The organism is Steroidobacter flavus (assembly GCF_042651805.1).
Lineage (GTDB): Bacteria > Pseudomonadota > Gammaproteobacteria > Steroidobacterales > Steroidobacteraceae > Steroidobacter > Steroidobacter flavus.
On the sequence record NZ_JBHSDU010000001.1, the window covers coordinates 347,746 to 373,997 of the forward strand.

A 26,252-nucleotide genomic window follows, 5' to 3' on the forward strand; every position below is an offset into this window, starting at 1 on the left:
CTTAAGGGATTGGAGGATCGAGGAATCCGCTGAACACATCTCCGGCGTTGTACCGCACTCCCTGACCATTGGGTAACCGAACCTCGAAGCCGCCCCGACTCAGACTGGTTCGCACCGCGTTTGGATGCCCAAGGATCTCTCGCAAGACTCTCTCCGCCTGCGCATTTCTTTGCGCAACGTTACCGGCGGCTCGCTCAAATGTTCCACCAGCTCTCTGCGAATGCTTGCTCAGGGCTCGAGCAGCAGCGCTTAGACCGTCTTTGGCGATGGGGACATTCGCTGCATCTACCAGACGATCAATCTGCCTCAAAGCGCGCCAGCTTCGGTACATCTGTATGCCGCGGACGATCGGCGGTACAGGCGCCACTGTTAGCCCAGCTTCGAGTGCCAGTTCCTGCCCTTCGAGTACGCCAGCTTGCACATCAGAGGCTATGCCAGAAGGTACGGTGAGATACATAGGTATCCCGCCGCTTGCCTGAGCGACAAAAATGTCGCGCGTCCCACCGACTGTGCCATCCGCACCGGCCGCCCCACCGCCGCTGCCACCACCGCCCCCGCCCCCGCTACCGCCATCCGGGTCGCCTTCGCCGCCGGTCCAGTCCCCGTACCAATACCAATCATCGCAAGTGTCGTAGCGATCGGCTTGCACCACCCCACCGTTCGCGTCTTGATAACTGCTTTCGTGGTGCCAGCAACTAAAACCTGATGGGTCGACGTTCGTTAGCGGATCGTTGAACGTGTAGCTGTATCTGTTGAGGCTCTGACCGTTGAACGGAGCCTGCACATTCGGATCGGCAGACGTAAAGCGGCCAAGCATCGGGTCGTAAACGCGACCGTTCATGTGCACCAGATTCAAGTTGTCGAGATGCTCATGGAACGTGAAGCCACGCCGCGTGGTGGTGGCGATCTGCGTCATCTCGAGCGCGGTCGGCGCGCCGGTCCAGTTGCTGCCTCGACGTTGGCCGAAGGCGTCGAAGCTCTCGCGCACGACGACGGCACCTGTGGCATCGGTAATGACACTGGTACCGCCGAGATGATCGCTGGAGACGTAGTAGGTCGATGCCGATGTGGATCCGGAATTGCGCTCGACATACGCCACTTGGCCGTTGCCGCCAACGACAAGGTGTCGATACTCGATGTCGGTACCGACAACTCGCTTCTCGAACAACTCACCTATGTACGTGATGGTTTCCGTGCCCCCAGCACCCGTGGTTTGCTGCTTCCAGCGCTGGCGGTCGTGGTTATAGGCAAAGGTGCTCGTTGCCGTCGCGGAGCGAATGGTCTGTGGCAGGTTATAGGTAAACCAATCTGTCTGAGCGCCGTCCCGAGTCAGCATATTGCCGTTGTTGTCATACGTGTAGCTGTGCGTCTGCACGTTGTTGACGGTAATCCGACTCACCGCATGTTTCTTGGTGGGGTGTTCGTACTTGTAGTCCCCGAGCCCGGTCTTCGCCATGATGTTGCCGAGCGCGTCGTAGTCGACATTCAGATTCTGACTGCCGTTCAACTCCGAATAGTCGAGCCGTCCCAGTGAGTCATAGTAGAACTTCTCGGTCAGCGACTGATTGTTGTCGCTCCGCGTGTCGAGTTGCTCGTTCGCGTACCAGGTGAAGGCGAGGTTCTGAATGCTCTGGCTCAGACCCGGGCCGGTCTTGCGATCTTTTAGCAGTCCTGAGATCAGGTCGTAGGTGCTACGCGTCCGCAAACCATTACCGTATTGCTCATCCGTGTACTGCCCCCTGGCGTTGCTCACATTACTGGTCGCCTGCCAGTAAATCGTGCCGGGCGAGTTGTCGACATACGAGCGCACGCTGTTGTTGATGCCGTACTCGTAGCCGTACCGCACCTTGAACGGAGAGCCACTGGTGGACATTGGATACGTCAACGTATCCAGCAAGCCCGCAGAGTTGTAACCGTAAATGTAGTTGTACGCGACAGCATCCGCCTCGATGGACCGTTGGCTCGGTCGTCCGGCAATGTCATAGGCCAAGGTTTCCTTGTATCCACCGGGGGCCAATACATAGTGCAATTGCCCTATGCCATGCGCGGCACTGTCAAAATAGAAATTGGTCGCTCCTTCTTGCTCATGTCTCACCGTGAGACGTGACAGCTTGTCGTACTCTAAGGTCGCCTCCTTCAAGTTGGCATCCTTCTGCCAGCGCAACTCACCCATCGGATAGTAGTCGTAGTACCAGTGGCCCATGTCGGGATCGACCGACTCGAGCTTCCAACCTAGCTGGTTGTAGGTCAGCGAGGTGACGTTCCCTGCAACGTCCGTAACCGTACGCAGATTGCCAAAAGCGTCGTAGGCGTAGTCGGTGTCACTGTTGGCCGCATCGAGTGAGCGCACCACCCGACCCAATGCATCGCGGACGTGCGTTACCTTGCGCGACGGCGCAGCTCGCGAATCAGTTATTTCCTGCTGCAAGCCCAGATAACTGATCAAGATGAGTGGCTCGGTCAAATTGGACTCGCTGACCGGACGCTTGATCGACAGCAACCGGCCAAGATCATCGTAACCATAAGTCGTGTTGCCTTCAGGCCCGCCGGATGTATACGGCACTGACTGTTTGAAAAGGCGGCCCAGCGAGTCGTATGTCGTAACCACACGGCTGACCGATCCGCTCAACAACTGCTGGTCGTTGTAGCGAAGCTTCTCGAAGCGATCGAAATACTGAGTGTCGGCGCGAATCACCGCGCCGCTATTGTCGTAACTGTAGTTCTGAACTTGCAGACGGAGATCGGACGCGCCTGAGCAGTAACTATTGCCGGCTGTACAAGCAGTAAAGCGTTGTTCGCTGCGCGTACCATCAGGCCGGGACTCCTGAACGACTCGCCCGAAGACGTCCGGATACCAGTACGTGGAGATGCCGTTCGGATCCGTTGCACGCGTCATGACGCCGAGTTTTCGGCTCCAACCGTAGGTGGTGGATTGAGACAGAGGATTCGTCACGACCGTCGGAAACTGCCCCGTCGCCCCCCAGTCGATCGTGGTAGTACGAGCTGTCTGCTGCGGCACGTGAGTTGCCACGGCAATGGGCGTCTCTGTCGTCGAACTCACATTGCCGAAGCCGTCGTAACCGTAGTTGGTCGTCACCTGCCATCGAGGATCGCCCGGTTCCGCAATCGAATAGTCGGGCCGACAATAGCTACCATTCCAGGCGATACTTGTTTTCCTGATGATCTCGGCCCCCGTCACTGCGATCGTGTTGCTGCGCTTCTGCGTAATTTGCTGGGGTCGCCCGAGGCAACTATTTCCGACGTCGTTGAATAGCGAGATATGTACTTCAGCTGTGTGCGTGGCCCCGCCCTGCAAACCGTTGGCAGTGGCGGCTTCTACTACCCCGGTCGTCGAATCGGTCAGTGCTCCGGTGCTAACGTCAAAGGTGTTCGTTGTCGTCGCGGTCGACAACAGCTGCGCGTTCTGGGCGCCGAGAAACTCGTACTGCTTTGTTTCGCCAGTGCGCAGGTATGCGAAATAGCGCTTGTGGGCACCGAACATGTAATCGAACTTCTGGTTGGTATTGGCGGTGACCTGAATCGGAGTGGTGCCATTGGCCTGCAGCAGCTCGGATCTCTTCACCATACCGACCAGCGGGAACACTTGCTCATAGGTGGTCTTGCGAACGAGATTGGTACGAAGGTCGATCTCCTTCACCTGCTCGAAGCCTGCGAAATCATCGCGATCGAGATTGATGCGACCCGCGATGTACTCATAGGTGCGGTTATATGTACCGCCCGAACCGTTGGAAGCAGTCACTTGGCCCACGACGGTACGACTGCCAGGCATGCTTCGCAGCACCAGATCGTCGGAGGCTGCCGCCGTGTAGCTGCTGTTCGCCGTCGAAACATAGCTCGGCGAATAGTTCACGCTGAAGCCATCGGTAAAGCTGACCGCCAGATCCGGAGTTGTCAGATCCAACGGCAGCGGCGAGCCGGTCGCTGCCGGGCGCTTATAGAACGTAAGCACGCGCGGCGAACTGGCACTTGCATGAACCACATCATCCAGACCATCGCCGTCCTGGTCGATGGAGAAGTAGGTTCCAGTGCTGGCACCGATACCAGTGGCTTCCGCCGGTCCAACACTGTTCCCCAGCGAGCGATGCGCGACTAGGTATCCGCCGCTTTCGACGAGAAAATCAGTGCGTCCATCGCCATCCCAATCCATGATCAGCGTCGGCGTTCCCGGCAGCGCTACGGTGCTGGCGGGATTCGAGCCGCATTGCTCTATGTACACCGAGTTGAAGTGCACGCGATCGGTGCAAGCATCGTCATTGAAATTGATACCGCCGGAGCTTTGGGGGACGAACTGGAAAGTCTCGGCTGGGCTGAAGCCGACCTGAAACGTGTTGTCACGAGACAGCAGCGGCACGGAGGTATACCGAAAGGGGTTGGGGTTGTTCGGCAGCGTGAGCCTCGTCAGGACGATCAAATCCTGCTTGCCGTCACCGTCGAAGTCGTGTCGCCGGACACCCTGCGACTCACCGTTTCGGAACGTGAGGATGCCGCCTCCCAATGCAACGGTCGCGGCCAGTTGCTCAGTGGCTTCAAACGACGGCACAGTAGCGCCAGGCGCCGAAGTGTTGCGACGAATGTATACCTTGTTGCCTGCGACGGCCCAAACGAGATCGCTCAGCCCATCGCCGTTGGTATCCGCGACAACAGAAGCGATTGCGGTGACCGCCTGAGCGTTCGTCGGAACCGAGGAGAACGCTCCGGTTGTTTTGTTCCAAAAATAGTAGTGCCAAAAGCCGCCCGAGGGCGCGAGCAGAGCGTCTTGATTGCTACGCACGAATCTATCGCTGATCGGTGTCACACCGGACGCGATGCCTGTACTTTGCGGCGTCGTGAAGCCACCACCCGCAATCGCAAAAGCCACGTGCCACGTGCTGCCCGAGACGTATATCAGATCGTCCCGGCCGTCACCGTTGAAATCGCGCGGGTCCGTCAACACGTTGCCTGAAGCACTGCCTCCCGAGATTCCGTTCGCAAGAATGCGGATGCCGTCCTGATACGCAATCGCGGTGGGCGCCAGACATGCGCCGAGCGAATCGTCCGCGCACTCCTGAATCGAGATCAGGCGGGAACGTGCCGTTCCCGGCGAAATGTCATAGCCCAAAACATACCTTCGCACCGTTTGCGAGATGCCGTTGGCTGAATTCTGGACCTGAATGCTCTCCAGCCGACGACTGTTAGAGACCGACGAACCGGCAACGTAACCTGTGACCGTGTCGGCGCCGGTACGCGTGTCCATGTACGAGAACACAGCAGTGTATTGATAGGACGATCCTCCTGCCGTCGTCGGCGACCAGGAGATGCTTGTAGGCACAGCGTATCCCGTTGCTTTTGAGTATGTGACGACATAGCTGTTACCGGCCTGGTCGAAGACCTTGTTGAGTTTCCAGCGAAACGGAGTGACGGCCCCGTCGCCGGCGACCCGCGAGTCGGTGGTATTGCCAAACTCATATGAGATGCCATTCCGGTCGCGCATCGTGAAGTGATCCGGGCCGCCGCCGAGGGTGCCGACTGCGGTCACTGTCGAAAAGTCGTCGATTTCCTTTCGATACGTCGACCCGTCGGTGGCATTGCTGCCGGAGAACAACTGCAGACGCTGACCGTTCAAACAAAATCGATCGTACACCGAAAGCGAGATGCCGCTGGTATCGCCATCCTGAGCAATCGTGTGCCTGCAACGTTCAATGGAAGACAACCCAGTCAACGACCACCCGACGCCCAACACACCGTTTCCCGCATTGCTGTCGTATGTCAACGAAAGGTTGGGCTGCATACCGCGTGGTCCGGATGGCATCCAAAGCGGCAGGTCGTAGGTGGCTGAACCCACACTCGAAACCGCGAATGAACCGGCAGTACGCCCAACTGCGGTAGTCGGATAAACTCCGCCAGGCTGTACCGGAGAGTGAGCAGTCGTGGAAACACTGCTGCCGACAGAATTGGAAACGTAATTGGTGGCGCCCGATCCCTGCGCTTGCCAATACACCCCCGCACCACCGCTGCCGTCAAAGTTACCGGCGATCAGTCTATAGCCGCTACCCGACCAATTTACGTTCGTAGCAGCTGGGGTCGCGTCCGCGAACTTGTCTCCGGTGCTGGACGCAACCCCCAGTAGCAACGAGCTCGCTCCGGACGAGGTGCGAGCCTGTAACAGTACGTCCGTAACACCGTCGCCATTGAAGTCAGCGACGAGGAGGTTGCCCCCGGCGACCGACCAATCCGCTTTGAATTTGCTTCGACTCCATTGACGGACGCCGCTCTGCTGGAACGGCGTGGCACCGCCCTGTGACAGGACCACGCCGAATGTATTGATACCATACGTCGGGATCGGGATTGCTACCTCGTAGTCGATGATTGTGATCGTCGGCTTGCCCTGCACCAGCAAGTCGCTCGAACCATTACCGTCGAAATCACCGACGAAAATGTTTGAATGTTGGGTCGACCAGCTGAACGCCGCCCAATCGCTGTCGAACCAATGCTGGGAAGACGAAACGAATCCTCCGCTGGCATTCGACAGGAACACCGCATGCTCGTTGGCAGGCCGATTGCCCTGCAGAAACAGATCGTCGCCGCCGACGCCGTCGAAGTTGCCAACGTGGATCGTGTGCTGATCCGCCGACCACACCTGACTCAGATAGTTGTTCGGAATCGGCTGACTGATGGCGGTGAACTTGCCATCGGTATTGGCCAGCAGCACGTAGTGATCGCCCGGCGTCGAACGCTGCAGGAACAGGTCTGAGCGCCCATCGTCGTTGAAGTCGCCGACCAGAATTCGGTACAGGTTGCTATGCCACGGAATGCCCAGATAGTTACTGAGCCAGGTCTGCCAGCTCGTATTGGGTGCGCCCGTGTTATCGGAACGTGCGATACCGCTTTCACCGGACGGGCTCTTCGCGACGTACAACAAATCGGTCTTGCCATCGCCATCGAAATCGCCGGGATACAGATCGTAATTGTCCGTGTTCCATTGCGATGCTGCTTGGACCTGAGCCCCGAAGCTCAACCACAGCACCATCAATGCTGCCAGAGCCGCTGCTTTGTTCTTCATCATTCGCCCTTGAATTTACGATCCGTCGCCTGCTCGCGACTGGCAACGACTGCGCCGCCATCGAGAGTGAGCATCTGCTGTTGTTGTCTGCGTTCGACGGTGACGGTCAACACCACGCCCGTATCCAGCTCGCGCAGCATCTGTAAGGTTTGTTCGGCATCGGTGACCGCCATGCCATCAATGGCGACGATCACATCGCCAGATTGCAGTCCGAGCTGCGCGAACAAACCACGGTTCTTCCCAGGATAGACTTCGTACCCACGCAAAATATCGCCGTCGAACACCGGGTTGGGGCGAAGGAATTCAGTGAGCGGCTCACGAGTAGGCTGTGAATCCGCTGTTTTCCCGGTTTCATAGTCGATCGTCAGCAGTTCATCGTTCTTGCCAGGAGCCTTTGGCGACATGCCACGGTCGTACAGCATCAACCGGGCAGCACGATCTCCGCGTTTGAGCACGACATGATCGGAGTGAATCTCCGCGAGGGTCGATCCGTTCACCAACAGTGCGCCCGCTGCATAAGTTTGAGGATTGTCGACGCTGGTCCCGATGCGCGCCGTTCCCTCATTCGCATTTCGACCTGGCGTGACTCCAACCAGATACAGTGGCAACGGAACGTCGGAGATTGAGGAATCGGTGCCAACGAAGGGGTCCGCTGATTGGAAAGGGAGTGCGGATGAGACTTTGGAATCCGCTGACACGCCCTGCGTCGGCTGGCCCAATGATTCGGCGGCTCCATGTTCGAAGAATCCTGCCACTCGCGCTACCCAGTCGCCCGGTGGCCAGCCTGCCGCCCACAGCAACGCCATAGCAATCGACGCAGCGGCGCCGAATGAGGCGACCCTTATCCAACGCTTGCGGCTCGACGCTTCTTGGGGGACTTTGTTCTCGACGCGAGCCACAGCTGCAAATCCGTCTCTTCCTTTCCCTAGTCGCACGCATAACGACGCTGCGGAAGGCTTGTGTCTTCCCTAACAGTGCTATGTCGTTGCACTCAGTGTGATGCTCTGCAGGCGCGAAGTTGCATGGTCCAATCTTCAGCGTCAACAGATTTACGAGACCCGCCTCTCAAATCAGGGTTTCACCCAACCGGGGTCAGGCCCCGTTGACAATGAAACTCGAGCGCCGCTAGTTTCGCCCCACCATCGATCGGGCATACTTAGATGAAACGGAAAATTCATATGCGCAAGCACCGACTTGTCGCACTCACGAGTAGAACGTGACTTGGGAAACCTGGGACGCCATCGCCGACAGCTACATTCCCATCCTGGCCCTCATCGCCCTGCTCTGGCCCTGGCTCCGCTGGCGAGGCGCGTGGCAGCGAGCCACGCTTAGCATCGTAGCGACGTTAGTAGGCATCGGATACGCCTATGCGCTGTCCGCGCTCGATGGGAAGTTCGGCTGGTGGCCAGCACTCGGGCTGGATTTCAGTACGCACACCGCGGTGGCGATTGCGCTGGTCGTGGCGTTGTGCGCGATCAAGCCGCAGACCTGGATGGCGTGGACGGCAAGCCTGCTCGCCTACTTCGTGCTGATGGTCTATCAGCGCTATCACACCTGGGCGGACATTCTCACAACGGCGGTGGTCATCGCACCGCCGTTGATTGCAGCTCGCTGGCGTCTAGCGCGTCATCAAGCCGGCCAGATCGTCTGAATGTGGTCGACGATGCGGTCCATGCCGTGACGGATCGGGTCGCGGCAAGGCAGGCCGGTCTGACGCTCGATCTGCGCAATCGAGTCTTCGATCTGCGCTTCAGTCATGCGCGACGTATTGATCGCCACACCGACCGCACGAGCCTTGGGATTGGTCAGTCGAGCAGCGCGCGTAGTAGCAGCAATGCATTCCTCGAGATCCGCGACCGGATAGTGATCGAAGCCGACGAGCTGACGACGCACTGGCTCGTGACACACGACCAGCGCATCCGGCTGGCTGCCGTGAATCAAGCCCAACGTGACGCCCGCGTACGCAGGATGGAACAACGTGCCCTGCCCCTCGATCACGTCCCAATGATCCGGCTCATTGGCCGGCGACAGCCACTCGGCCGCACCGGAAATGAAATCGGCGACCACCGAGTCGACCGCCACGCCGCGGCCTGAAATGAAAATGCCGGTCTGGCCGGTGGCGCGGAAATCCGCCTTCATGCCGCGAGCACGCATCGACTTCTCGATGGCAAGTGCGGCGTACTTCTTGCCGACGGCGCAGTCAGTGCCGACCGTGAGCAAGCGAAGGCCAGGACGTTTGCGTCCATTGCCGGGAGGAAACGTCTGCGTAGGCTGACGCACGTCGTGCAGCGTGCGACCAAGGCGCTTCGCGGTATCGCGAATGATCGGGAGATCGGCCAGGCGCGTGTGCATACCAGCGGCGAGATCGAGCCCCGCTTCGAGCGCAGCGACGAGGGTCGGAATCCAGCTGTCGGGGATGAAGCCGCCAGCGTTCGCGATGCCGATGATCATGGTCTTCGCGCCCTTCTGCGCGGCGACTTGCGGCGTCATCTCCGGCAACCCCAGATCCACCGTGCCACCGGCCACACGAATCTGACCGACGCAGAATTCCGGCCGCCACTGCAGGATGCCAGCGGCCGTCTTGGCAGCGGCCAGCTCGACGACATCCCCCAAGAACAGCAAATATGGACTCAGCATGCGATGCCCCTCCTAGTGGGCTCTCAATACAGATGCGCTACGGTAACCTTCCGCAAGCAGCGTTACTTCTCCGCCGGGCGCAGGCGCTTAACAGATTGGCAGACTGGCGGCGCCGATGTGCGAAGTTACCGGTCCTGGCCGCCAAGCCAATCGAGCAACGGCACGCGCACGCTTGACTACTACATGGGGAGAATCGGGAGCTTTTAGCCTTGTCGATACGTCATTTTCTCGAGCGCTACATCGTCCCGGGCCTGGTCATCCAGGCAGTCATCGTCGGCGGCGGTTACGCCACCGGACGCGAGCTGGTGGAATTCTTCATCAGCAAGGGCCCCGCCACCGGCCTGCTCGGCATGATCATCACCGCGGCACTGTTCAGCGCCGGCTCGATGATCGCCTTCGAGCTCGCCCGCCGCCATCACGCGTTCGACTATAAGAGCTTCTGCGCCGTCTACCTCGGCCGGTTCGGCTCGATGATTTTCGAGCTCGGCTACTTCTGCTCGCTGCTGCTCGTGCTGGCGGTGATCTCCGCCGCGGCGGCCAAGCTGCTCGCCGAAATGTTCGGCTCGCCCGAGCTCATGAATGCCACGCTGTTCCTGATCGTCGTCGCAGCGCTGGTGTTCTTCGGCAACCGGGTGATCGAGCGGTTGATCTCGGCGTGGTCCGTGTTGTTCTACGCGACCTACCTGACCATGTTCCTGTTCGTCTGGTCGAAGTTCGGCGATGCCATGACCGCGTCGCTCGGTGCCGAACCGATCCGCTGGGGCACGGCGATCGTCAACGGCGTGAGCTACACCGGTTACAACATCTGCGTGCTGCCCATTTTGATTTTCGTCGCACGCCACTTCACCTCCCGCTCCGAAGCGCTGATCGCCGGCGCGCTCGCGGGTCCACTCGTGCTGCTACCAGGCTTTGCATTCCTGTTGGCGCTGTCTGCCTTTTATCCGCAGATCGTGAGCGCGCCACTGCCCGTGTCCGTGGTGCTCGAGCAGTTGGACATTGCCTGGATGAGCACCGTCGTGCAGCTGGTCATTCTCGGCGCGTTGTTCAAGACGGGTGCCGGTTTGTTGCACGGCCTGAACGAACGAGTCGCGCGCACTTACGTGGATAAGGGCGAGTCGATGCCCCCATGGCTGCGCCCGGCCATCGCTGTCGGCGCCATGGTGGTTGCCGCGTATTTCGCGACCACCATCGGCTTGATCGATCTCATCGGACGCGGCTATCGCTACAGCTCGGCGTTCTTCCTGATCGTGTTCCTGCTGCCGCTGCTGACCCGGGGCACCTGGCTGGTGCTCCGCGAGCAGCGCGCCACCTGAGCTCGATCTGTCGCATAATCGAGCGCGCTTCTGGCATGGAGAGGTCCCCCATGAAACAGCTGTTCGCGCTCCTGCTCGCCGCCGCCCCGGCCGTAACGTTCGCGGCGGCGGCGCCGAATCTGGACAGCGTCGTCATTACCGATGTCACGATCGTCGATGGCACCGGCGCGCCGGCTCGTAAAGGGTCGGTGCGCATCGCTGAGGGCCGCATCGTTGCGGTCGGTGATGTGATCCCCGGTAACAGCGAGATCGTGATCGAGGGCAATGGCAAGACGCTCGCGCCCGGCTTCATCGACACGCACAGTCACCACGACTTCGACATTCCCAAGTCGCCGGACATGGTCGCAGTCACCAGTCAGGGCGTGACGACCATCATCGTCGGCCAGGACGGCACGTCGCAGTGGCCGCTGCGGGAGTTCTACGCAAAGCTCGAGAAAGACCCGATCGCCGTCAACCTCGGCTCTTATTCCGGGCACAACACACTGCGCGAACAAGGCATGGGCAGCGCCCGCCGTGCCGCGACCGACGATGACCTCGCCCGCATGAGCCAGCTGCTCGAAGACGACATGGCGGCCGGCGCCTTCGGCCTGTCGACGGGACTGATCTACGAAACCGGTAACTTCTCCACGCCCGCCGAAGTCATCGCCTTGGCCAAGGTCTCAGCGCGTCTCGGCGGCCGTTACATCAGTCATATTCGCAACGAAGGCTTCGAGCTCATGTCCGCGTTGCAGGAAGTCATCGACATCGGTCGCGAGACCGGCGCGCCCGTGCAGGTCTCGCACATCAAGGTCGGTGTTAAAAAACTTTGGGGCACGTCGGACAAAGTGCTGAAGCTGCTGAACGACGCCCGTGCTTCCGGCGTGGACATCACCGCCGACATCTATCCGTACACGTATTGGCAATCGACCATGCGCGTGATGTTCCCAAACAAGGTGTACGACGATCGTAAGGGCCTCGAATTCATGCTGAAGGAATCGACGCCTCCGGAAGGACTGCACTTCTCGCGCTATCAACCTGATCCGACCATCGTGGGCAAATCGCTCGCGCAGGTGGCCAAGGAACGAAATACCAACCCGGTGGATCTGTATCTGGCCCTGATGAAACTGGCCATCGAGTACGAGAAGGCGCATCCCAACGAGGAGCGGATCGAGTCCGTGATCGGCGAGAGCATGCGCGAAGACGATGTCATTCGTCTGATGACTTGGGAGCACACAAACATTTGTTCGGATGGCGTGTCCATCGGCCATCCGCGCGGACATGGCACCTTCCCGCGAGTGCTCGGTCACTACGTGCGCGACAAGAAAGCGATGACACTCGAGCAAGGCGTCTACAAGATGACGGGCCTCGCGGCGAAACATCTTGGGCTCACCGATCGTGGCACGATTGCCGAAGGTCAGAGCGCCGACCTGGTGTTGTTCGATCCCGAGACCATCGCCGATCGCGCGACGCTGCAAAACCCGACCGCTTTGTCGGTGGGCATCGAGAAAGTCTGGGTCAACGGCAAGCTCGTGTATCAGGACCGCCGCACCACCGGCCTGCATCCCGGACAAGTGGTGCGCGCCCCGAAGAAGACCGAGTAACTCAAGCCGCGTACGAGCCAATCTGCTAACTCGGCCGTCCTCGCCGCCAGGACGGTGCCGCGCCCTACTGCCTATGCTTCCGCCACACGATATTGGTGGAAGTATTACGCTCATGGTGAATTCGAGGGACGCACTGGCCATTGGCCGTTTGGATGCTCACGCGCAGGCGGACTTGGTCCGCTCCGGCGAGCTCAGCGCCAGGGAACTTGTCGAAGCGGCAATCGCTCGCATCGAAGCACTCGACCCGGCGCTCAACGCCGTGACGTATCGGGCCTTCGAACAGGCGCTGCAGAAGGCGTCGACATTGAACGGCGATTCAGCACTGCGCGGCGTGCCTTATCTGTTGAAAGACGGCATGGACTACGCGGGCATGCCGAGCCGCAGCGGCTCGCGCCTCAAGAAGAACGCGCCGCCCATGAGCACCGGCAGCGAATATTCCAATCGACTCGATCGCGCCGGCCTGATCCCGCTTGGAAAAACCAATGCGCCGGAGTTCGGCTTGCTGCCGACGACCGAGCCGGTGCTGTATGGGCCGTCTCGTAATCCTTGGAATGTCGCGCATTCCAGCGGCGGTTCGAGCGGTGGCGCGGGCGCGGTCGTTGCGTCCGGCATGGTGGCGCTTGCTCATGCCGCCGACGGTGGCGGTTCGATTCGCATTCCTGCGTCTTGCTGTGGCGTCTTCGGTCTGAAATCGAGTCGCGGTGCCAATGTGAGAGCGCGCGGTCCTCACATCATCGAAGATTTCCTCGTGGGCGACACGCTGCTGTCTCGCTCGGTGCGCGATGCCGCCTGGGCATTCGCAGTGACGGCGCCTGAGCAGAAGCAGCCATTGACCTTCAATCCGAAGTCACGTCGCCTGCGCATCGGCTTCGCGCTCGAGAACTTCAACGACGAGCAGCCCTCGCCCGACGTCGCGGCCGTCATTCGTCGCTCCGCCGAACTGTGTCAGCGCCTCGGTCACACGGTTGAAGAGATCAAGCGTCCCTTCGACGGGCCCGCGGTCGATCGCGCGTTCAAGCTGATCTGGGCATATCTCGCGCAAGACCTGGTGAGCTCGTCGCGAGCGTCCCTCCGCGAAGGTCGGCTCGAAGATGTGCTGGAGCCGTGGACCATGAACCTGGGCGCCAGCAGCGAAAGCCTGACGCTGACCGATGTCGATCGGATCTTCGTCGAAGCGGCCACGGCCGGACGTGCGCTGGAAGCTTTCTATTCGCGCTATGACGTCCTGCTGACACCGGTGCTGAGACATTCGCCACTGCCGCTGGGCGCCCTCGCGCCGACGCAGGCGTTCGAGCCGATGTACGCGCGAATGTTTGATTACGTTTCGTACACGCCGCTCCAGAACCTCACCGGCACACCGGCCATGTCAGTGCCGTTGTATATGAATGAGAACGGCCTGCCCGTCGGCTCGATGTTCGCCGCCGGTCGCGGCCGGGACGAGCTGCTGCTGCAACTGGCGTTCGAGCTGGAGCAAGCCGAGCCGTGGGCCGCGCGCTGGCCGAAGTTTTCCGTGGGAGCTTGAGATTAGGCGGACGCAGCTCGACGTCAGGGAGCGCTGCGTCCGTCCCGTTCCAGCTTGTCGAGCATTGACGCGAGCTTCGCAGTGAGCTCTGGCATTTTGTCCGCCAGATTCTCCCGCTCGCCCGGATCGCGCGCGACGTTGTAGAGCTGATGCTTCGGCAGCGTCCCGATCTCGTTGCCGTGAAACTCATGCGGCTCGACGCTGCCACGAATCAGTTTCCAATCGCCCTGCCGTAACGCGAGGATTCGCGCTCCGCTGCTCGCGACCGTAGTACCAGTGGTCACCATCAGCTTGGTGTCCTCCACCACGAACTCCCGACCGCGTTCGCTTCGTCCCATCAGTGGGGCAAGCATGTCGAAACTGTCGACCGCGGCATCGCGCGGCAATGGCTGCCCGACCAGCTCGGCGAGCGAGGCGACGAGATCGACGTGGTCGATGAGCGCTTTGGAAACGTGACGTTCGCGGACACGCCCCGGCCAGCTCACGATCATCGGCACGCGGGTGCCGCCTTCATAGATACTGTACTTGCCGCTTCGATAAGGGCCGGCCGGCTTGTGCTCGCCGGCTCGCTCGACGGCCTTGTCATCATAGCCATCGAACAGGATCGGTCCATTGTCGCTGCTGAGGATGACCAGCGTGTCGTCGGCGATTCCCAGCTCCTCGAGCTTCTTCATCAACGTGCCGACCGTCCAGTCGAACTGAACGATGGCATCGCCGCGCGAGCCCAGGCCCGATGACCCGACGAAGCGCGGATGCGGCGCCCGGGGAACATGCGGCTCGTTCACCGCGAAGTAAAGAAAGAAAGGTTGTTTCTTCCGCTCCGTCACGAAGTCGATCGCCTTGCCTAGCAGCTGGTCGCTGAGCCCTTCGTCATTCCAGCGCGCGGCCTTGCCGCCCGTCATATAACCGATACGACTGATGCCATTGACGATGGTGTTGGAATGTTCAGGATCCGCGCCGAACTTCAGTAGCTCGGGGTGTTCCGCGCCGGTCGGTTCGGCCCCGACTTTGTTGCGATAATCGACCTGGATCGGATCGGACGGATCCAGATTCACCACGCGACGATTCTCGATCAGGACGGTGGGAACGCGGTCGAGCGTCGCCGGCATGAAGAAGCCATGGTCGAAACCGACCTCCAGCGGCCCTGGCGCGATCTCGCCGTTCCAGTCGACCTTGCCGTTGCCGAGTCCCAGATGCCATTTGCCGACGATACCGGTCTCGTAGCCGGCCTTCTTCAACATCAGCGGCAACGTGAACTTACCCGGCCGAATGAGCGCCGGCGCGTCGCCAGGCAATATCTGCGTTCCCGATGCACGCCACGCATAGTCGCCCGTCAACATCGCGTAACGCGAAGGCGTGCAGGTCGCCGAGGGCGCGTGGGCGTTGACGAAACGGGTTCCGCGCTCGGCCAAGCGATCGATGTTGGGCGTCCGGATCGTCGTCGCGCCATAACTGCTGAGATCGCCATAGCCGAGATCGTCGGCGTAGATCACGATGATGTTGGGCTTGCGCTGAAGCGCTTTGAAATCCTCGAGCCACGCATAGTTGGCGGCGGCACTGCCATCGGGATTGGCCTGGACGGTCCGCGGCGCGAACACACTGTTGAGTAGCCACGGCGTCTTGTCAGGGCCGAAGTTGTTCGACATCGAGCTGCCCTGCTTGAAACCATACGTTGCGACCGCGAGCCGTCCGGTGTCACGGAACATCTTCATCTGATCGCGGAGATAATGTTTGCGACTTTCGAACCAGGGGCTCATCGCCAGGAAATCGTCCCAACGCTGCTTGGCGACCGGCTGGTCGAGCGCGGCCTTGATGGCCTGCCAGTTCTGCTCATTCTTCGGCACGCCATATCTTTTCGCGAACGCCGCCGGGATGGGCTTCGTCAGATTCTGTTTCCACCACCACACCACCGAGAACTCAGTCACCAGAAACTGTTGCTCGGCTCGCATCCGCGGCAGGATGTAGTCAAGAAACGGTTTTGACTGCTCGATGGAATCGAGGTGCGGATGGATGTCGACCCCGTCGATCTCCGGCGTCGCTCTCACATACTCCATCCAGCGATCGGTCGATGGGGTGAGGTTTTTCTCCAGATCGAGCCGGTTGAGCGCGCCCATGTACAGACGCGTCTTGCAGCTCTCGCCACACTTCTGCGCGCGATACGCGATCACGCGTGCAGCCATCGTCTCGTAAAACGCATTGAGATCGAAGTCTCGATCGGCTTCGCGGCTTTCGATGTAGGGCTCGTTGCCGATGACCAGGATGTCGACCTTGCCCATGACGAGCGGCAGCACCGCGTCGAGCCGCGCGAGCTCCTGATTCATCTCGGCGCTGCCCGGCTTCGGAAAATCGCGGTTCGGGAACGGCCACTTGAGCGACAGGATCGTTTTGTAGCCGCGACTGCCGACCTCGAGCGTCGTGCGAACGACGCCATGCTCGGCCGCGCCGTGATCGAGTTGCGGCATCGTCAGGAAGATGCGGACCCAGCTCGCCTCGGCTTTTTCGAGGTCGCGATAGTCGACGTCCTCGTAGTGCTCATTGTAGTTCGCGCCCAGCGCGGCCTGCGCCTGGACCACGCCGGGCAGGCAAACGAACGCCGCGCAGGCGGCCAGAAATCCCCGCATCGATACTCTCCATCAAGCCGGGATCTCTTTTATCATATTAATCGGCTTATCTGAACCCAGGCTCTCGTGGTGCAGCTGGCTCACTACCCACGGCACCGTTCGCAACCAGCCGCACCGGCGCCGTGGCTAGACTGCTGAACATGAGCAGTCCCGCAGCCGCCCGAACGATGTACGCGCCGAGCCACTTTGCCGCGGCCGACCCCGTTGCCATCGTCAGAAAATATCCCTTCGCCCATTTGATTACGGCCACGGGGGAGGAAACCTACGCGACGCCGACGCCGATCTTCTTCGAAACCGACGACACGGTCACGACGCTGGTCGGTCACATGACTCGCATCAATCCGCAAGCGCAGACGCTGCAAACCGGGCAGAAAGTGCTGGCGGTCTTCCCCGGCCCGCATACTTATATTTCCGCGAGCTGGTACAAGTCGCTGTTGACGGTGCCGACTTGGGACTATGTGTCCGCGCAGATCCGCGGCCGGCTCGAGATCATCGACGACGATGAAGGTCAGATCAAAGTGCTACGTCGCGTGGCCCAGGTGCTGGAACGTGACAACGAGCATCCGTGGACGCTGGAACAAGCGCCGCCGGGCAAAGTGCAACAGCTGTTGCCGCGAATCCGTTCGTTCCGCATCACCGTTGAGCGCATCGAAGGCGTGACCAAGCTGAATCAATCTCACCCGCCATCAGATCGAATGCTGATCATCCAGCAGCTGCTGGCGCGTCAGGATTCGGACAGTCGTGAGATTGCGCGCCTCATGGCGCACTTGCCTTCAACATAGAGCGCAGTTGCTCGACAGCAGTACGCGGTGTCGTGAGCACGGGAGACGACACCGCCGCCTGCACCGCCGGCGCTGCTTGAGCCAGCGAGAACTGCCCGAGGATCAAACAATCCGTCGACGGCATTTCGGCGGCGACGGCTGCGGCAAGTCGATCGTGCTTCTCTCCATCGCCGCTCTTCAACGCGGCCAACGCACCCTCGATCACGCGGCTCGTGATCGAAATCTCCACGCCTCGCTCTGCCGCCATCTGCCGCAGCTCCGCCTCCAGCGCAGGCAACGATGGAGGAAACGTCACCATCAGTCCGATGTGACGCCCCATGTCGAGCGCACGATTGAACGTCGCTTCATTCGGGCGCAGCACCGGCATCGGTAACGCCTTCTTCACCGCATCGATGGCCGGACCGAAGGCCGAACACGTGAACAGGATGGCGGCCGTACGACCGCCCTCGCCCTCCGCCGCGGCCGCATAGCGCCCGAGCGTCAGGAAACGATCGATCATCGCCGGCTCGAGCTTGCCGGCATGCGCCAGGTCGGGCGCGAGCGATGAGTCGAATACATCGAACGGAATCGCTTCAGGCCAATGCTGCTTGAACGCCTGGTGAATCGGCGGTAACGACTCGGCCAGCGCATGAATGAGTGCGATGCGCGGGCCGCGACGGGATTCACCAGGCTTCATAGGCTCAAGCGTCGACGTGCGTGAACAGCTTGTTCGTGATCAACCAGCGCTCGCCGTTGTGCATGAGGGCGAGATAGTCGAAATAGTTGAAGCCGAGCATGGGGCAACGAGCGCGCACGTACGCGATCTGGTTGTGCAGCTGGACGTCCAACGTTTCCATCTGGAACGACTCGCCCTTGGCATGCGGCGACGGACGGCTCGCGACGGCGTTGAGCCAGCCATCGAGCGTGTTTTGATACGGCGCGCCGCGCACTTCGCCGAACAGCTGCGCCTGCGGATGAAACACTTCGCGCAGGCTTGCGGAATCGCCGTGATACAGGCCGTGGAAGTACTTCGACAGCAGCTCGATGATATCTTGCCGTGCTTGTTGCTCTTGCATGATCTCTACTCGTCAATCGTCGGATGTTCGCGTCGCAGCCGCAGAATCTCCATCAGCTGGCGATCGCGCTGCTCTTCGAGCTGTGCGATGTCGCGGCCGCGCACTTCGGCTTGCACGCCGGCGCTAAGCATCTCGCAGACCTCATTCGTCAGTTTGGGATTGCCCAGCGTCGACCAGCGTCGCTCCTGACTCGGCCCCAGATGTCGCAGATAGTGTTCGATGCCGCCGTCGCCGCCGCCCAGGTGATAACCCAGATGCGTGCCGATCACCGACCATCGCAATCCCGGTCCATGAATCAGCACGCGATCCACATCTTCTACCGTCGCGATGCCATCGGCGACGATATGCACCGCCTCGCGCCACAACGCAGACGCCAGGCGATTGCCAATGTGACCGGTCGCTTCCTTCTTCATGCATACGGGCACGCGCCCGACACCGCTGAAGAACTTCACGGCCGCATCCAGCGTCGTCGCGTTCGGTGAGTACAGTTCCACCAGCGGCACTAGATGCGGCGGGTTGAACGGATGCGCGATGACGAAGCGCTCGGTGTGTTTCAGGCCGGTCGCAAGTTGCGACCAGGTGAACGACGACGTACTGCTCGCGATGATGCAATCGCGCGTCACCGCCGATTCAACATGAGCGAACAGCTGCGCCTTCAGCTCCGTTTTCTCGGGTGCGTTCTCTTGCACCCAGTCCGCACCCCACAGCGCTTCTTCGATGCGATCGAACACCGCGACCGGCTCGCCAGCTTCCGCGCCAAGCGCGATGAGCTGGCTCTGGGCACGCGCCACCTTCTCCGGAAATGCTTCTCTGGCCGTGGCCGAAGGATCCCACGCACGCACTCGATGACGGCCGACGGCAGCAAACAATGCCGCCCAGCTGGCACCGATCAATCCGCATCCCAGAATCGTGACGTTCACAGGAATCTCTCTAGGTGAAGTACCCCATCATGGCCTTGGTCTCGAGGAATTCCTTGAACCCCTCGCGGCCCCACTCGCGACCGTTGCCCGACTGCTTATATCCGCCGAACGGCGCGAACATATCGCGAGCCGCGCCGTTCACGTGAATCATGCCAGTGCGCATCTTCGACGCCACGCGACGCGCGTTGTCGAGGTTCTTCGAATGCACGTGGCCGGAGAGACCGTAGACCGTGTCGTTCGCGATCCGTATCGCATCGGCCTCATCCTTGTACGGAATCAGCACCATCACCGGCCCGAAGATTTCTTCACGCGCGATGGTCATTTCGTTGTTGACGCCGGCGAAGATCGTGGGCTTCACGAAATAGCCTTTATCGATGCCCTCGGGACGACCGAGACCGCCGATCACCGGCTTCGCGCCTTCCTCGATGCCCTTCGCGATCAACGCCTGCACTCGTTCGAACTGCAGCTTGTTGGCGAGCGGACCGGTGGTCACGCCGGCCGCTTTCGGATCGCCGACGACCAACTGCTCCGCGGTCTTGCGCGCGACTTCGACGGCTTCATCGTAGCGATTCGCGGGCACGAGCATGCGCGACGGCGCGTTACAGGACTGGCCGCTGTTCGTCATCATCCAGTTCACGCCGTGCGCCACAGACGCGGCGACATCGGCATCTTCCAGAATGATGTTGGCGGACTTGCCGCCCAACTCTTGAGACACCCGCTTGACGGTATCCGCCGCAGCCTTCGCGACGAGCACGCCGGCACGCGTGGAACCCGTGAACGACACCATGTCGATGTCGGGATGACTGGAGAGTGCCGAACCCACACCCGGGCCGTCGCCGTCGACGAGATTGAACACGCCTTTCGGCACGCCCGCTTCAGCGAGGATTTCAGCAAAGATGTGCGCAGTCACGGGCGCAGCTTCGCTGGGCTTCAACACAACCGTGCAGCCCACCGCGAGCGCCGGCGCGACTTTGCAGCTGATCTGATTCAGCGGCCAATTCCAGGGCGTGATCAGACCGCACACGCCGATGGGCTCACGCGCGATCAGCGTCGTGCCCAGGCGTTCTTCGAACTCGAAATCTTTGAGAATTGTCAGCGCGGTGGACAAGTGACGAAAGCCGCTGCCCGCCTGCGCTTGCACGGCCAGCGTCATCGGCGCGCCCATCTCATCGGAGACCGCCTGCGCGAGCCGGTCGATGTTCGCTTCGTAAACTTTGACGATGCGCTCGAGCAGCGCGATGCGCTCTTCCCGCGTGGTCTGCGAATAGGTCACAAACGCCGCGCGTGCCGCTTTGACGGCCACGTCGACGTCCTCGGCCGTGCCCAACAGAATCCGTCCGACCGGTTGTTCGGTCGCCGGATTGATCACCAGCGATTCTTTGCGCCCAGCCGGAGTCAGCCACTCGCCATTGATGAAGAACTGCCTGCAATCGTACATGACACCCTCGAAGCACTACTCAAGGGCGCAGTACACCACACGGACGTCCCCGTTCGTGCTGACATCGGCGCGTGAAGCGTTGCGGCTGGAACACCGCCGCGAGCAAGCGTCAGATCTGCGGGGCTTCGGCGACTCGGGTCGTCAGCGCCGACTGCTCGCTCAACCGACGCATGCGAGCCGGCGACACACCGAAGGCCGCCTTGAAGGCGCGCGTGAAGCTGGCCGGGTGTTCGTAGCCCGCTTCCAGACCGATATCGATCATGGACAGCGTCGAGCTGCGCACCAGGTTCAAGGCGCGCTCCATTCTCACCTTGTCGCGAATACGACCGACGGTGTCGCCGTACACGACGCGGAATCCCAACTGCAAGCGTTGTCGAGTCATGCCGACCGCGGTCGCAAGCTCGGCGATGCTGAACGGCTCGTCGAGGCTGCGACGAATGTAAGCCATGGCTTTCTCGAGCTTGGCGTAGTCGGCCGCCGAGAATGCGACGTCGCTCAGCTCTTCAAGCGAGTCGTGCGCCATCGTGAACAGCACGTGGCAGATCAGCTCCAGCGCCTTGCCATGCAGATAGGCACGTTGCAGGCCGCCTTTGAACGGACGCTCCAACATCTGCTGAACCGTCAACGACGCGGCGTTCGATAGCGGAATATTCCGATGTGGCAGCCGCATGCCACTTTCGATGAAGTCACGTAACGCGGGCGGCAGATCCTGGCCTTGCAGCCGCGTGGCGTTAACGAACGCGTGGCGGTCGATGAAGATGCTCACCCACTTCAGCGGGCGGCCGGATTCGTAGACGGTCTCGAACTCTTCGCCGGTCTGCATGCCGTAGATCGTGCAGTAACCGTTGCTGAGCTCGCCGTGGACACCGCAAGGTGCGGTGATCGGACTGCTGCCCTCGATGGTGGCGGAGATGACCAGGTGGTCGCCCAGGCTATGCAGCCTGGCGATTTTGCGACAGGCGACGAACTCGACCAGCGCGACCGACAGGCCTTCGCCGACCAGGTAGAAGTCCCAGCCGCCGCGAGCCACGTCGGCATCGTAGTCATGCCGGAACCCGGAGCCGTCAGGGAGCGGATGCCGCCAGCCGTCGCCGGTGCGAACCCCCTCGGGCGACTGTTGCGCCTTGAGGGTGGCGAGCAGGTCCTCCATCGCGGTGATGCGCGAAGTACGGGCCTCGTAGGGCGACTGGGCCTCGGATGCGGGGCCGACCGGAGCGGTAACAGGAGCCATGATGGACTCTCTATCATAGACGCCCAGCTCGGTCGAGATCGTCATCTTCATGCGCGCTGGCGTCGCTTTCATTGAGTCATCCCCAACCTCGAGTCAGCGCTGACAATCCTCCCCTGGCCGGGCCGCCGCTTAACCGGAAAGGCAGGGCACTTTGCCGATCGGGCCCGCCTAGAACTTCATGGTGACGTCGATGAGGTAGCGCCGGCCGTACTCGTCATAACGCCCGATGCGGTTGGCCTGGTTGTCCCGATGCATGCGCAACGGCTCGTCGGTCAGGTTGTTCACCTGGAAGCGCAGCTGGATTCCCGAGGTGAGCTGATACGAGGTGCTCAAATCCAGCACCGACTCCTCCTCCAGCGTCTGCAAGTCCGCGCCGCTCCAGCCATAAATGACCGTGAACGGGCTGTGGTACTTGTACCCGAGCCGCGCCTCGATCGGGCCCGAGCTGTACCAGAGATCGAACACCGCCGTGTGCTGGGCGAAGCCGGTGCCGGTCAGCGGGTTGGTGATGGGCACGAACTCCTGCACGTCCGAGTCCACGTACGCGTAGTTCGAGTACACGCCGAAGTTCTCCAGCCCGCTCCAGAAGAAGAACGGCGTCTGGAAGGTAACCTCCGCGCCCGTAATCGACCCGCCCTCGCCGTTCACCGGCGTCGCGACGGCATAGGTAATTCCGTGGAACGTCTGCGGGTCCTGGCGCCAGCCGATGTACGAGGACACATCCTTGTAGTAGGCCGCGAAACCGAGCAGTGCCTCATCCCGGAAATACCACTCGTACGAGGCGTCGAACTGGGTCGCTTCGAACGGTTCCAGATTGGGATTGCCGGCGTTGCCGGTGTACGGCAGCCAACTGGTCAACGTGCGGCTCGCTCGCAGCTCATCGAGCGGTGGACGCGCGACCACCTTGGCCACGCCGAAGCGCAGGAGCGTCGTCTCGGACAAGTTGAAATTGACGTTGGCGCTGGGCAGAACCTCGCTGTAGTCATGATCGACGGAGACTGGCGCAAGCGCGCTCGCTCCGCTTGCCTGCTGAAATCCATCGCTGGTTGTTTGCACGTCCAACACGCGCACGCCGATGTTTCCTGTCATGCGCCGTGCGATGGCGTCGCTTTCGAAGCCGAGTTTGAAATATCCCTCGGTGACGTCCTCCTTCACTTTCCACCGCTGCGACAGATTCTCGCGAGCATTGCTCGGATCGAGTGTCGAGCCGTACGCGAGGCGAGCGATTGAATCATAGTCGCCGAGGAGCACAGGCGGCAGATTGACCGAGGGCACCTTGTACACCCGAAACATCGACGCCGGAATTTCTACGCCCCCGGGAACAGTGAACGGATAGTTCTCCATGCGATCGTGTTTCTTGGTTCGATTCGACAAGCGCGCACCGAACTGCACGGATGAGAGCAAGCCGCCATCGAGTGACCGTGCAAAGTCCAATGCGCCGGCGGTCAGTTCATCGTTGAGGTGTTCCGGACCATCGACGCTCCCGCCGCGGTAGTCAGGCGCGAACTGCCGCAGGGTCGTCGGATCGACGCTGGTCGTGATGGTGGGCAGCCGGCCGCCTCGAGTGTCCCAGGTCATCCACTCCGGATAGACCTCGGTGCGCACCGCCTTCCAGGTGTTCTCTCGTTCGGCCTGCGAATAGGAAATATCGCCCGTGACGCTCCAGCGCTCGCCGGTCCAGCGGCCATTCAAGCCGGTCACGGACAGATCTTTCTTTTCATCGTAGTCGGACACGACCGTTGTGACCGAGCTGAACGGCAGCGTCGCCGCCACGACCGTGCCATCGACGATGGTGTAACTCGCCCCCGGCGCGTTGTAGGCGCCCCAGTTGCCATTGTCCCAATTGCCCCAGTTGTTCTGGCCGTAGACCGTCTGCCCCTGATCCTCGTGAATGTCGACGTCCGAATACAACGCATCGAACCGCAGCTCGAACTGATCGGAGGGCCGCCACTGCGTGCCGAGAGACACGCCGCGTCGATCCTGATCGATGCCGTTGACGGACACCTGCGCGCCCCACGGCGTCGCATCGGGACTGCCGTCGCCATTCAGATCACCCGTGAAATCGCTCGCGCCCGCGGGCGGTCGCGCCCGGGAGTCGTTGTAGCCCCAGCCTGTGAACGAGGGATAGCCGTTCTTCTGTTGTTGCGCGGTCAGGCCAATGACCAGACCGAATGTTTCGTTTGCCTTGAACACATACGAGCCGCTGGCGCGGTAACCCCACGGATCGTAATCGGGAATGTCCGCGCCTTCGTCGTAGTAGACCGGCCCGCCGCGAACGACGAAATCGGCGCCGTGATAGTCGAGCGGCTGCAATGTTTGTATATCGATGGTGGCCGCGACGCCGCCCGCGATCAGATCGGCGGACTGGGTCTTATAGACTTTCACGCCGGAGACTACCTCTGATGGATAGATCTCCCAGCGAACGTTTCGATCCGGCTCGGAAGACGCAACTTCACGGCCGTTGATCATGCCGAGAACCAACCTCGCGCCAAGGCCGCGCACGACGGCCTGACTGTCATTGCCACGATCGCGCGTGGCGTTGATGCCCGGGAGTCGATTGATGGATTCGGCGATGGTGACATCGGGCAGCTGGCCGATGTCTTCCGAGGAAATGGCATCGACGACCAAATCGGAATTCATCTTCACCGACAAGGCATCGCGCAGACTTTCGCGAATGCCGGTGACCTGAACTTCTTCGATGATCCCACCGTTTGCCGACTGCGGCTCGGCGGCCTGTACCGTCGTCCATAACAGCACTGGCGCCGAATAGTTAATAGCTGTGCGCCATAGCCGGTTTGTCCGTACTCGAGTATCCATATCTCCCCCTGCAAAGAGACATTTTTTTACTCAGACAAAAGCCGATTTGTATTATATATAGCAGGTTTTTCGGGAACGCAAGCATGAAATAAAGGTTTGCCCTGCAGGACTAGTCGCGCACGTCCTTCGTTGCAAACACATACGGAAAACCAAAGTAATCCGCCCCCGGCAACAGCTCGCCGCGATGATCGAACAATGTCGCGTTATCCCAGCCCGAGCCGGTGCCCCAACGCGTCTTGCATTTGCTCGACACCCACGCCGGCTCCCAGTAGACGAGCCCGACACCGCCGCTCGAGATCGTTCGCTGAGTGAGATCGATGAGATATTGTCGCTGTCCCTGCGGCGTGGCCGGATAGCCTGCAATGAGAGAACTGCTTTCCAACAAGTTGGGCGATCGATCCGCGTTCTCCAGCGTCCAGGGATAAGCCGCTTCGACGACCAGCACGTCCGCCCGATAGTTCTGTCGTAGCCGACGAATGACGGCGTCGAGTCCATCGAGATCCTGCGTGGACCAACGGCGGTAATAACTGATGCCGATCAGATCGAAGTCGGTGACACCTGCTGCTTTGGCGGCAGCAAACCACGGCTCGACGTTCTCCGGTTGCGCGATATGCAACATCACGCGCGGCTTGATCGATGACTGAGCGCCCGCGACGCGAACGGCACGAATGCCGGCATTGAGCAACTTGGCATTGCGTGCCCAATTGATCGGTTCCTTGGCGCGTTCCAGCGTGCTCAGGATTTCGCCATTGGTTTCGTTGCCCACCTGGACCAGCTCCGGCATCAGACCGTCGCGATCCAGCTCACGCAGCGTTCGCAGCGTGAAGTCGTACAGCGCCTGAGCCAACGCCTCCGGATCGGTCAGATGTGCCCAGGCTTTGGGAATGATCTGTTTATCGCCGTCCGCCCAGTCATCCGAGTAATGAAAGTCGAGCAGCACCTGCATACGTGCCTGACGTGCGCGTCGAATAGTCTTCTTGACGTCAGCTAGATTCGAGTACCGCGTCCACTGGGCATCGTTCCATAAACGAACGCGGACCAGATTCGCACCGCGTGCCTGCAATAGCGCGAACGGGTCGGCCGGCTTACCGTGGTCCCGATAAACGACGCCGCAGTCCTCCATCTCGTTGACGTAGGACAGGTCGGCCCCCAGATAGTAGCCGCGAGGGACTTCTCCCCGCGCGTTCCCGGTCATACCCACGAGCAGCGCCAGTCCGGCCAGCGTCAGCGCGATTTTTCGATTTCCTTGCATCGCTCCCCCTGCCAATCCGTCGGT

General features: G+C 60.8%; 16 protein-coding genes. 5 read left to right on the top strand and 11 right to left on the bottom strand.

Annotation, left to right across the window (positions count from 1 at the left end):
• Nucleotide 1: 1 nt before the first annotated feature.
• Nucleotides 2-7,063, bottom strand: coding sequence for an FG-GAP-like repeat-containing protein (locus tag ACFPN2_RS01465; protein WP_380594249.1), 7,062 nt, complete (start codon nucleotides 7,061-7,063; stop codon nucleotides 2-4).
• Complete coding sequence (locus ACFPN2_RS01470) at nucleotides 7,060-7,959, bottom strand: PDZ domain-containing protein (RefSeq protein WP_380594250.1); 900 nt, start codon at nucleotides 7,957-7,959, stop codon at nucleotides 7,060-7,062. The genes ACFPN2_RS01465 and ACFPN2_RS01470 overlap by 4 nt, the downstream gene beginning before the upstream one ends.
• A gap of 317 nt (nucleotides 7,960-8,276) precedes the next feature.
• Here ACFPN2_RS01470 and ACFPN2_RS01475 point away from each other — a divergent pair, with 317 nt between their 5' ends.
• Nucleotides 8,277-8,711 (top strand): hypothetical protein, encoded by a 435-nt coding sequence (locus ACFPN2_RS01475; protein ID WP_380594252.1) that lies wholly within the window; start codon nucleotides 8,277-8,279, stop codon nucleotides 8,709-8,711.
• Here the strand turns inward: ACFPN2_RS01475 and dgcN are convergent.
• Nucleotides 8,690-9,697, bottom strand: coding sequence for an N-acetyltransferase DgcN (gene dgcN, locus ACFPN2_RS01480; RefSeq protein ID WP_380594254.1), 1,008 nt, complete (start codon nucleotides 9,695-9,697; stop codon nucleotides 8,690-8,692). The two genes, ACFPN2_RS01475 and dgcN, sit on opposite strands and share 22 nt — an antisense overlap.
• 209 nt (nucleotides 9,698-9,906) lie before the next feature.
• Between dgcN and ACFPN2_RS01485 the strand changes: the two genes are divergently transcribed.
• The 3 genes from ACFPN2_RS01485 (at nucleotide 9,907) to ACFPN2_RS01495 (ending at nucleotide 14,112) form a co-directional block, all read left to right on the top strand.
• Complete coding sequence (locus ACFPN2_RS01485; protein ID WP_380594256.1) at nucleotides 9,907-11,010, top strand: YkvI family membrane protein; 1,104 nt, start codon at nucleotides 9,907-9,909, stop codon at nucleotides 11,008-11,010.
• A 50-nt stretch (nucleotides 11,011-11,060) separates the two neighbouring features.
• Nucleotides 11,061-12,590: an N-acyl-D-amino-acid deacylase family protein gene (locus ACFPN2_RS01490; RefSeq protein WP_380594258.1), complete on the top strand. Its 1,530-nt coding sequence runs from the start codon at nucleotides 11,061-11,063 to the stop codon at nucleotides 12,588-12,590.
• A gap of 112 nt (nucleotides 12,591-12,702) precedes the next feature.
• On the top strand, nucleotides 12,703-14,112 hold the full coding sequence (locus tag ACFPN2_RS01495) for an amidase family protein (RefSeq protein WP_380594259.1): 1,410 nt from the start codon (nucleotides 12,703-12,705) through the stop codon (nucleotides 14,110-14,112).
• 23 nt (nucleotides 14,113-14,135) lie between these two features.
• On the opposite strand, the gene ACFPN2_RS01500 is transcribed toward ACFPN2_RS01495, so the two are convergent.
• Nucleotides 14,136-16,733 (bottom strand): sulfatase family protein, encoded by a 2,598-nt coding sequence (locus tag ACFPN2_RS01500; RefSeq protein ID WP_380594261.1) that lies wholly within the window; start codon nucleotides 16,731-16,733, stop codon nucleotides 14,136-14,138.
• Nucleotides 16,734-16,873: 140 nt separating this feature from the next.
• Here ACFPN2_RS01500 and ACFPN2_RS01505 point away from each other — a divergent pair, with 140 nt between their 5' ends.
• On the top strand, nucleotides 16,874-17,515 hold the full coding sequence (locus ACFPN2_RS01505) for an FMN-binding negative transcriptional regulator (RefSeq protein WP_380594263.1): 642 nt from the start codon (nucleotides 16,874-16,876) through the stop codon (nucleotides 17,513-17,515).
• Here the strand turns inward: ACFPN2_RS01505 and ACFPN2_RS01510 are convergent.
• From ACFPN2_RS01510 to ACFPN2_RS01540, 7 genes are all read right to left on the bottom strand, one after another.
• Entirely contained in the window at nucleotides 17,490-18,191 is a 702-nt protein-coding gene (locus ACFPN2_RS01510; RefSeq protein ID WP_380594265.1) for an aspartate/glutamate racemase family protein, read from the bottom strand. The genes ACFPN2_RS01505 and ACFPN2_RS01510 overlap by 26 nt on opposite strands.
• Nucleotides 18,192-18,195: 4 nt before the next feature.
• The gene (locus ACFPN2_RS01515; protein WP_380594267.1) at nucleotides 18,196-18,570 is read right to left on the bottom strand and encodes a nuclear transport factor 2 family protein; all 375 of its coding nucleotides are present in this window, start codon (nucleotides 18,568-18,570) and stop codon (nucleotides 18,196-18,198) included.
• Nucleotides 18,571-18,575: 5 nt separating this feature from the next.
• Nucleotides 18,576-19,490 (bottom strand): 3-hydroxyacyl-CoA dehydrogenase NAD-binding domain-containing protein, encoded by a 915-nt coding sequence (locus ACFPN2_RS01520; protein WP_380594269.1) that lies wholly within the window; start codon nucleotides 19,488-19,490, stop codon nucleotides 18,576-18,578.
• 10 nt (nucleotides 19,491-19,500) lie between these two features.
• Entirely contained in the window at nucleotides 19,501-20,928 is a 1,428-nt protein-coding gene (locus tag ACFPN2_RS01525; protein WP_380594271.1) for an aldehyde dehydrogenase family protein, read from the bottom strand.
• Nucleotides 20,929-21,037: 109 nt separating this feature from the next.
• Nucleotides 21,038-22,231: a helix-turn-helix domain-containing protein gene (locus tag ACFPN2_RS01530; protein ID WP_380594273.1), complete on the bottom strand. Its 1,194-nt coding sequence runs from the start codon at nucleotides 22,229-22,231 to the stop codon at nucleotides 21,038-21,040.
• A 96-nt stretch (nucleotides 22,232-22,327) separates the two neighbouring features.
• Complete coding sequence (locus ACFPN2_RS01535) at nucleotides 22,328-24,976, bottom strand: TonB-dependent receptor (protein ID WP_380594275.1); 2,649 nt, start codon at nucleotides 24,974-24,976, stop codon at nucleotides 22,328-22,330.
• A 109-nt stretch (nucleotides 24,977-25,085) separates the two neighbouring features.
• Entirely contained in the window at nucleotides 25,086-26,228 is a 1,143-nt protein-coding gene (locus ACFPN2_RS01540) for a glycoside hydrolase family 53 protein (protein WP_380594277.1), read from the bottom strand.
• Between the last annotated feature and the right edge of the window lie 24 nt (nucleotides 26,229-26,252).